Genomic DNA, 6,897 nt, shown 5'->3' on the forward strand with positions numbered 1-6,897 from the left:
TACGCTCAATTGTCAACTACTTTCCAAAATTCTGCGCCAACTGATGTTCAAGCTACACTTGCATTAGTTCGTGCTATGGGTGCTAGTTTTGGTTATGGTGCAATAGCAAGTTTTCAAACTGACTATGCAAGTGTAAAAGCAAATGCTACTGAAGCATGGGAAGAAATGACTGATGCAGGTTTAGTTCTTCCAGTGGATAACGCTCGCCCGATGGTTGGCGATGTTCCTCTGACTTATGACCCTGTTACTGATTCTTATGCAGGTATTGATGGGGTAAACGTTCCTAGAGAAGATATAACAGGCTTCGACTATCAAAGCCCACAGTGGAAAACGCTTGAAGATTTAGCTGCACTTGGTTTAGCAGGATTGGGAGCAGGTTTGTATATAGATGGTTGGGCAGGTTCTGATACTGTAACAAGTACTTATAATCCAACTACTGATGCAACTACAACAACAACGACAGGCACTACTACAAGCGTTACTACGGGCGAAACTGCCACAACGACAACAAGCACAACAACTCCTGGAGATACAACTGGCAATCCACCAGTAAATCCGCCAAAAGGAACAGAACCAGTTAACCCAATGAAAGATAAAATTCCTAGTGCTTCATTAATGGGATTATGGGAATTGCTAGTTGCTTTGATTTTTTACTTAATACGGTTATTTACATTTGTTGCAACTCTAGCATTTATTGCACCAACTCCAATAGATAATCCATACTTTCAATGGTTTACTACAGTTCAAATTCTCGGGATCACTCCTTATCCATTGGTTCAAAATCTCGCCTTGTTCTTACTTGGCTTTAGTATTTATAAGTCGGTAAGGAGAGTGTTTTAGATGGATGGAATTACGAAGTTATTAACTGGTATTGTTTCGCTCATTTCTGATATTTTGATAATTTGCCACGATACTGCGGAAATGTTAAATGGAGTTAATTTTGACGAATCAATAATGGCCAATTATTTGGGATATGCGCGTTACGTGTTTGGTGCGCCACTTTGGGCATTGTTTTGTACGGTGTTGCTAGTGCCTTTAGGAGTTACGGTTTGGGTTTGGACATTGGCAGGCATTGATAAAGTTAAAACTTTATTGCCTTGGTAATTAATAAGGTGTTTCCGATAAAATCAAAAAAACTCCTACCTTGGAAACTGTAAGAGTTAATTAAACACTTTAAAGGAGTGTAGAGAATGGAGCCAAATGGTATGTTTTCAGGTTTAACAGTAGCAGGAATCACAACTAATGCGACAACATGGGCAGGGAATTTTGATGAAGTACTATTAGTAGTAGTAGGAATTGGTATTGCTTTCGCTTGTACTCGTTTCGTAAAATCATTATTCTTCTAAGAAAAACTTGGGTATACCTTCCGACAGGTGTACCCGTTTTCTTTATAAAGGTGGTTAAACAATGGAACCCGAAACAACAACAGAATTTACATTAGACCAAATGTATCTTCTTGAAATATCCGAATTACTGCAAGTTCTAGTTAATCGGTTTGAATTCTTCTTATTAATAGTAATCTTTTTAGCTTTTATATACACGTTTAAAACATTAAAGGGGGCAAAATAACCAATGGAAATGTTAGTTGATAATGATATGGTCATGCTTGTTGGGATGATAACTGCGACTGCTGCACTCGCTTTGATTATTTGTGAATTGGTTAATTTTATCCCTGACTTAATGCTTAACGTATTAAATCGAATGAGAAATAAAACACTTTCACATGAAGCAGATTCGCTTGCTGATAGTTTGGAATATAAAAATTCTCTAGATCCGTTGAATATGGATAGCAAATTGGACTTAGGAAAAGCATTAACTGAAAATGATTTATTCAAGAGGTTTAAAAAACAATGATATATGTAAATTTGATTACGGAAACTAATGTAACTTTTGTACTGGCGGCGGCTTTCTTTGTTTGTATTATGCAAGGTGTATTTCAGCTGACGAAAACGACTGAAAAAATGGGAGACGATATAAAATGAATGTAGTTGTAGTGACTGATACTGGTGTAGATACGTATAAAAAATGGTCTGATGTTGATAAAAACCATGCAATGACTAAAGAGGACTTTGTGCGTTACGGTAATGATTATGTGGCTTATATGGACAATGAAAGCCATCAAGTAAGTAAAGATATTAAACTACTTGAATCGGTTGCAAGTAAACAAATTTTTGGTAAGCCGAAAGTTGATGTATTAACAGTATTTGCGGTTATTGTTACGAATTTAATCATGCTATCGATAATGTTATGACGTTATGACGTCATGGAAAAGGGGTCAAAAAAATGTTAGATGAAGGTAAAATAGATGATATTTTCGGTGAATTTATTCGCTCTGGTACTGGTGGCGGTGATGAAATTAAGCAAATTTATAATACTTTGCCTTACCTAAATGCTGAACAAGTTCGTCAATTAACCTTGTATGCGGCTTTAGCGGCAAAATATAAATCTCCTGTATTAGAAGAAATCGTAGAAAAAATAGAAACATATGCAAAACGTAACAGAAAAACAGGTTACAAGTTCACTCGTTTAATTGAATCTTATTCACTGTATAAACACTTTAAAGGCTATTCTGCTAGTGCAAAAATGGGCGAAGATAGCAAATGACGAAGATTGGAATATTTGGACCTCAAGGCTCGGGGAAATCGCTTTTTGCTATGATTCTTGCTAGGTCATTAAAAAAACAATATCCCGAAGTTACTGTATATACAAATATGAATTCTGAAGGTGATGGAATTGTCACGATCAATGATTTAGGTGAAATTCCTTTTCAAGATGGTAAACCGAAAATTTTTATCATAGATGAAGCTTACTTTACGATTGATAGTCGTGGTTCTTCCAGTAAACAAAATCGGATATGGTCACGTGCTTTTGCTTTATTCCGTAAATCTGATATTGTCCTTAGTGTTTTCATAACACATCGCCCTAGAATGGTTGACGTAAATATTCGTGAACAGTTGGACTTTGTTTTGATGTGTCGCAAGGAAAAAGAGTATTTCTCTTATTTATTATTAGATACCCTATCAATGGAACAAACGCCTATACAAATGCCTAAACATAAAACTATATATAATTTTGCGGATTACGATACAAAAGACTTCCCATTAGCGATATGGACTGACAAATTAGAAGAAAATCCTATATTCCGCCTAATCAAATAAAAAAAGAATAGGGCAAAAGGGGCGGCGCGAAGGCGCCACCCGTTGCCAATCCTTCCCCCACACTCCCCGAATTTTCTTATTCCTTTTGTCTCCCATGATACTAATTAGAAACTTTTACTCGAATATATAAAATATATTTACTTTATGTATGTACAATTGTATGTACGTTATGTTATTATTTGGTATAACCAATAAAGGAGTGAATGATTTGAAAGTACGCAAAAACTATCGTCTTGATTCAGAAGTTACAAACGCTTTGGAGTTGTTAGTACAAAAAGGAATTTTTACGAGTGAAACTGCTGCCATTGAAATGATGGTTAAACATTACACGAAAAACAAGTTTAAAATGCCTGAAATGTTCAGTGATCCATTTAGTGATTGGGGGAAAAAATAATGAAGCCATTAGATGATTTTGGATATAAGCATATCTGTGTTGAATGTCGTAAGGAATTGAAAACAAATGACGATGTCGGTGCTATTGTTCTAGGTTTTGGTTTGAAGTGTCTTTCGTGTGAAGAAATGTATTGGGGTGATGATAATGGTTGATTTGGGAATTAAGGCTTTTGGTTCTGACCTTTCTTATATATTTCCCTTTTTAATGGTAGGAATAGTTGCTTTTTTGATGATTAGAGAGAGTTAAAAAGAATGCTCACACGCTTGCGTGTATTACCAGTGATAAGCCGAATGGCGTTCGCAATTAGGTTTGATAGACAAATAGATTGATAGATGTTGGTAGTCAGTTGTACAAGCTGTGTACGTTCAACCCCCCCAATCTTAAAAGCGTGTTTTGACCTTGAAAGGAGGTGAATGAATTGGAACAGGTAATTCTCATGTTAATGGGAGTACTCGTATTCGTCGCAATGTATGAGATCACTGGGTTTGTCGTTGAAGAAATTAGATATTCTAGGAGTGAAAAATAGTGGTATTAAAAAATTCTTGTACGGACGGGGTTAGTAATACCCGTCCAGAACGTACAGACCAATCTCTTGAACTTCAACAAAGAGTGCTTGTAGACTGGCTTCAAGTCACTTTTCACTTAGATTGCACTTACAAGGAAGTAATTGAGTATTTAGGGCTTAAAAACGAGGCTTTTACGTACTTTGACTATGGTAGAGATACATTTAGCGACATGATGAAATTCGGAAATATTACGGTCATGCGAAAAGGTGTTGGTACGTACAGACTGGTACTTACTGGTCAAGGTTGTAGAGAGTTTGAAACGTTTAGCACCTTGAATTGGTTGGAATTAATTGGTAGACTGAAAGAATGCTTAGGGTGTGATTTTAGACGTATAGACATTGCAATAGATGATTTTCAGAAAATTTATGATGTAGACACTATTAGAGAGCATGTATTGGCTGGGTTGACTGTAACGAGGTTAGAGGAAGCAACGGACAAAAGAAAGTATAAGGTTGCTACTGGTGAGCTTACAATGGATAGCTTTTACTTAGGTTCGATGGAATCGAGATTCTCTATTAACTTTTATGATAAAAAGTTAGAAAGAGAGAACTTTAAAAACAAAGATTTTGAGGTAACCGTTGAAACGTGGACACGTACCGAATTAAGAATAAAAAGGGAATACGCTAATGATGTTACTAACATGATGTTATTACATGAAAAAGAGTTAGGAAAATTGGCTTTAGCGATTCTGAATAAAAATATTAGATTCATTGAAGATGATGGAAAAGAAAATAAAAGACGTGCTCCAATTACTGACTGGTGGAAACGTTTTATTGGTAACGTTGGGAAATTGGCTTTTTCACTTGAAGCGCCTGACGCAACAATAGAAAAAACGAAAAATTGGCATAGAAAAAGCGTGGCTACTTCCATGGCGATGGTTGCAAAAAGTTTTCCTAATATGATTGAGTTTTACGAGTACATACAAGAACTCTTGGAAATTGGGGAAGATAAGCTGACGGAGAAACATGAAAATATGATTGAACAAGATAAAGCATTACGCTTTGCTGACATAAGGAACAAAAAAGCACGTGGAAACGTCGTAGACAATGACGACGATCAAAAACATAACGAGGAATCTTTGAACCGAATTTATTTAGAAACTGGAAAAGATAAGAATCGTAAAATGAAAAAAAACCTCACTCGTCAAAGTGAAGGCTTGGTAAAAAACAATATTTAGAGAACTTTAAAAGGTTAAGTAGATTATAACAGAGGTGGGTCACCAATGGGAAGAAAAAGAAAAGACATTAACGAAGTCAAAATATCAAAAACCATTAGAGTGACCCCGAAAACTTGGGAAAAAATCAGACAAGAACAAAAAATATTAAAACATAAATATTTAGTAACCACAATTGAGCATATAGTCACAACTTATTTTAAAAAATAAGCAATTTCGCACTATTTAAGGGAAAATATTAGTAATTAAAGAAAAAAGCGCATATTTTGTCAAAAAGGGGGTATACAAGCCCTCTTTTTTTTTGTATATTGAAATAGAACTAATATTCGCAACGCGAAAAAAACGAAAAGAGGGAAAAAATTGAATCAATTAAAAACAGGCGAAATTATTGGACAATTTCAATTTATTAAAGCTAATCGACAAAAAGGAATCGGAAAAACTGGTAACCCTTACGACTTTGCGAATTTAACAATTTCAGATGGATTAGAATCTTTCGAGGTTTCAATTAATCCTCCATTAGCAACTTCAATTAATGAAGGTCTAATCGATATTAAAAAAGCTGATGTTGTGCAAGTAGTAATTAGTCTTGAATCTTCACATCGCGGTTTAGAGTGGGTTGTTCAAGGTATTAAAAAAGTGGAATCAAAAGAATTAGTTAAAAACTAAATTGGCTACTCCTTTCTGTAGTCTATTAGAAAGGGGTGTCCGTTGAAAAAAATAGCAACAATTACAATGATCTTGGTTTTATCGTTTGCAATGTGTTTTGCATTTCCGGCTAAACAAGCGAGTGCCAATCCTCTTGCTATTGGTGGTGCTTTGTATCTTGGTGGTGCTGGTATATATGTTGTGGGTGCTTTAGGTGTTGCGGCCGTTGCTGGTTTAGTCGAGTTGGATAGTTGCCCTTCTTGTCAGGCGGATATAGAAGCACATGCCAAAAGAACGTGGGCTGGTGCAACTCAAACTGTAAAAGATGGTATGCAACTTATGGTTGATGCGTCTGTTGGTGCTTGGGGTGCTACGTCTTCGGCTTTGACTGCGGTTGATGCGAATGTTAATACATGGGTTGATGGTCAAATAGAAGGTTTATCTAATGCGGTTATGGCTTCAAAATATGACCCTGTGACTGCTGATACTTCAAGGTTTATTACAACAGGCTCTACTCAAACTATTCACAATGTCACTGTCTCAAGTAGTACTGAAAAGGACTATGGTTTCTTTATAAATGGTAGGTCATTCAAACAAGTGCAAGTGGTATTAACTTCAAATTTTATAGACCTTTATTTTAATTCACCATCTAACGGTGTAGGTTCTAGTTTGAATTTATTGTGGGTGTCAAAATCTACTAATCCTACTTTATACGCTCAATTGTCAACTACTTTCCAAAATTCTGCGCCAACTGATGTTCAAGCTACACTTGCATTAGTTCGTGCTATGGGTGCTAGTTTTGGTTATGGTGCAATAGCAAGTTTTCAAACTGACTATGCAAGTGTAAAAGCAAATGCTACTGAAGCATGGGAAGAAATGACTGATGCAGGTTTAGTTCTTCCAGTGGATAACGCTCGCCCGATGGTTGGCGATGTTCCTCTGACTTATGACCCTGTTACT

General features: G+C 36.0%; 14 protein-coding genes. All 14 read left to right on the forward strand.

The window, feature by feature from the left end:
* On the forward strand, positions 1 to 840 hold an 840-nt coding region (locus tag AC1DOS_RS16600; RefSeq protein WP_477538395.1), incomplete at its 5' end, for a hypothetical protein.
* Positions 841 to 1,104, forward strand: a complete 264-nt coding sequence (locus AC1DOS_RS16605; protein WP_477538396.1) for a hypothetical protein — start codon at positions 841 to 843, stop codon at positions 1,102 to 1,104.
* A gap of 86 nt (positions 1,105 to 1,190) precedes the next feature.
* Positions 1,191 to 1,346, forward strand: a complete 156-nt coding sequence (locus tag AC1DOS_RS16610) for a hypothetical protein (protein ID WP_477538397.1) — start codon at positions 1,191 to 1,193, stop codon at positions 1,344 to 1,346.
* A gap of 61 nt (positions 1,347 to 1,407) precedes the next feature.
* Positions 1,408 to 1,569 (forward strand): hypothetical protein, encoded by a 162-nt coding sequence (locus AC1DOS_RS16615; protein WP_477538398.1) that lies wholly within the window; start codon positions 1,408 to 1,410, stop codon positions 1,567 to 1,569.
* A 3-nt stretch (positions 1,570 to 1,572) separates the two neighbouring features.
* A complete protein-coding gene (locus tag AC1DOS_RS16620; RefSeq protein ID WP_477538399.1) occupies positions 1,573 to 1,854 on the forward strand; it encodes a hypothetical protein in 282 nt (93 codons plus the stop codon).
* Positions 1,855 to 1,978: 124 nt separating this feature from the next.
* Complete coding sequence (locus tag AC1DOS_RS16625; protein ID WP_477538400.1) at positions 1,979 to 2,251, forward strand: hypothetical protein; 273 nt, start codon at positions 1,979 to 1,981, stop codon at positions 2,249 to 2,251.
* Between the two features lie 32 nt (positions 2,252 to 2,283).
* The gene (locus AC1DOS_RS16630; protein WP_477538401.1) at positions 2,284 to 2,604 is read left to right on the forward strand and encodes a hypothetical protein; all 321 of its coding nucleotides are present in this window, start codon (positions 2,284 to 2,286) and stop codon (positions 2,602 to 2,604) included.
* Positions 2,601 to 3,158 (forward strand): ATP-binding protein, encoded by a 558-nt coding sequence (locus tag AC1DOS_RS16635; protein ID WP_477538402.1) that lies wholly within the window; start codon positions 2,601 to 2,603, stop codon positions 3,156 to 3,158. Before AC1DOS_RS16630 ends, AC1DOS_RS16635 begins: the two co-directional genes overlap by 4 nt.
* A gap of 208 nt (positions 3,159 to 3,366) precedes the next feature.
* Positions 3,367 to 3,552, forward strand: a complete 186-nt coding sequence (locus AC1DOS_RS16640; RefSeq protein WP_477538403.1) for a hypothetical protein — start codon at positions 3,367 to 3,369, stop codon at positions 3,550 to 3,552.
* Positions 3,552 to 3,704, forward strand: coding sequence for a hypothetical protein (locus AC1DOS_RS16645; RefSeq protein WP_477538404.1), 153 nt, complete (start codon positions 3,552 to 3,554; stop codon positions 3,702 to 3,704). Before AC1DOS_RS16640 ends, AC1DOS_RS16645 begins: the two co-directional genes overlap by 1 nt.
* A 373-nt stretch (positions 3,705 to 4,077) precedes the next feature.
* A complete protein-coding gene (locus tag AC1DOS_RS16650) occupies positions 4,078 to 5,295 on the forward strand; it encodes a replication initiation factor domain-containing protein (RefSeq protein ID WP_477538405.1) in 1,218 nt (405 codons plus the stop codon).
* 45 nt (positions 5,296 to 5,340) lie between these two features.
* Positions 5,341 to 5,502, forward strand: a complete 162-nt coding sequence (locus AC1DOS_RS16655) for a hypothetical protein (protein WP_477538406.1) — start codon at positions 5,341 to 5,343, stop codon at positions 5,500 to 5,502.
* Positions 5,503 to 5,652: 150 nt separating this feature from the next.
* Positions 5,653 to 5,958 (forward strand): hypothetical protein, encoded by a 306-nt coding sequence (locus AC1DOS_RS16660; RefSeq protein WP_477538407.1) that lies wholly within the window; start codon positions 5,653 to 5,655, stop codon positions 5,956 to 5,958.
* A gap of 42 nt (positions 5,959 to 6,000) precedes the next feature.
* Positions 6,001 to 6,897: hypothetical protein (locus AC1DOS_RS16665; RefSeq protein ID WP_477538408.1), on the forward strand; the 897-nt coding region annotated here is incomplete at its 3' end.

It is taken from the genome of Paenisporosarcina sp. P5_A11 (assembly GCF_056400705.1).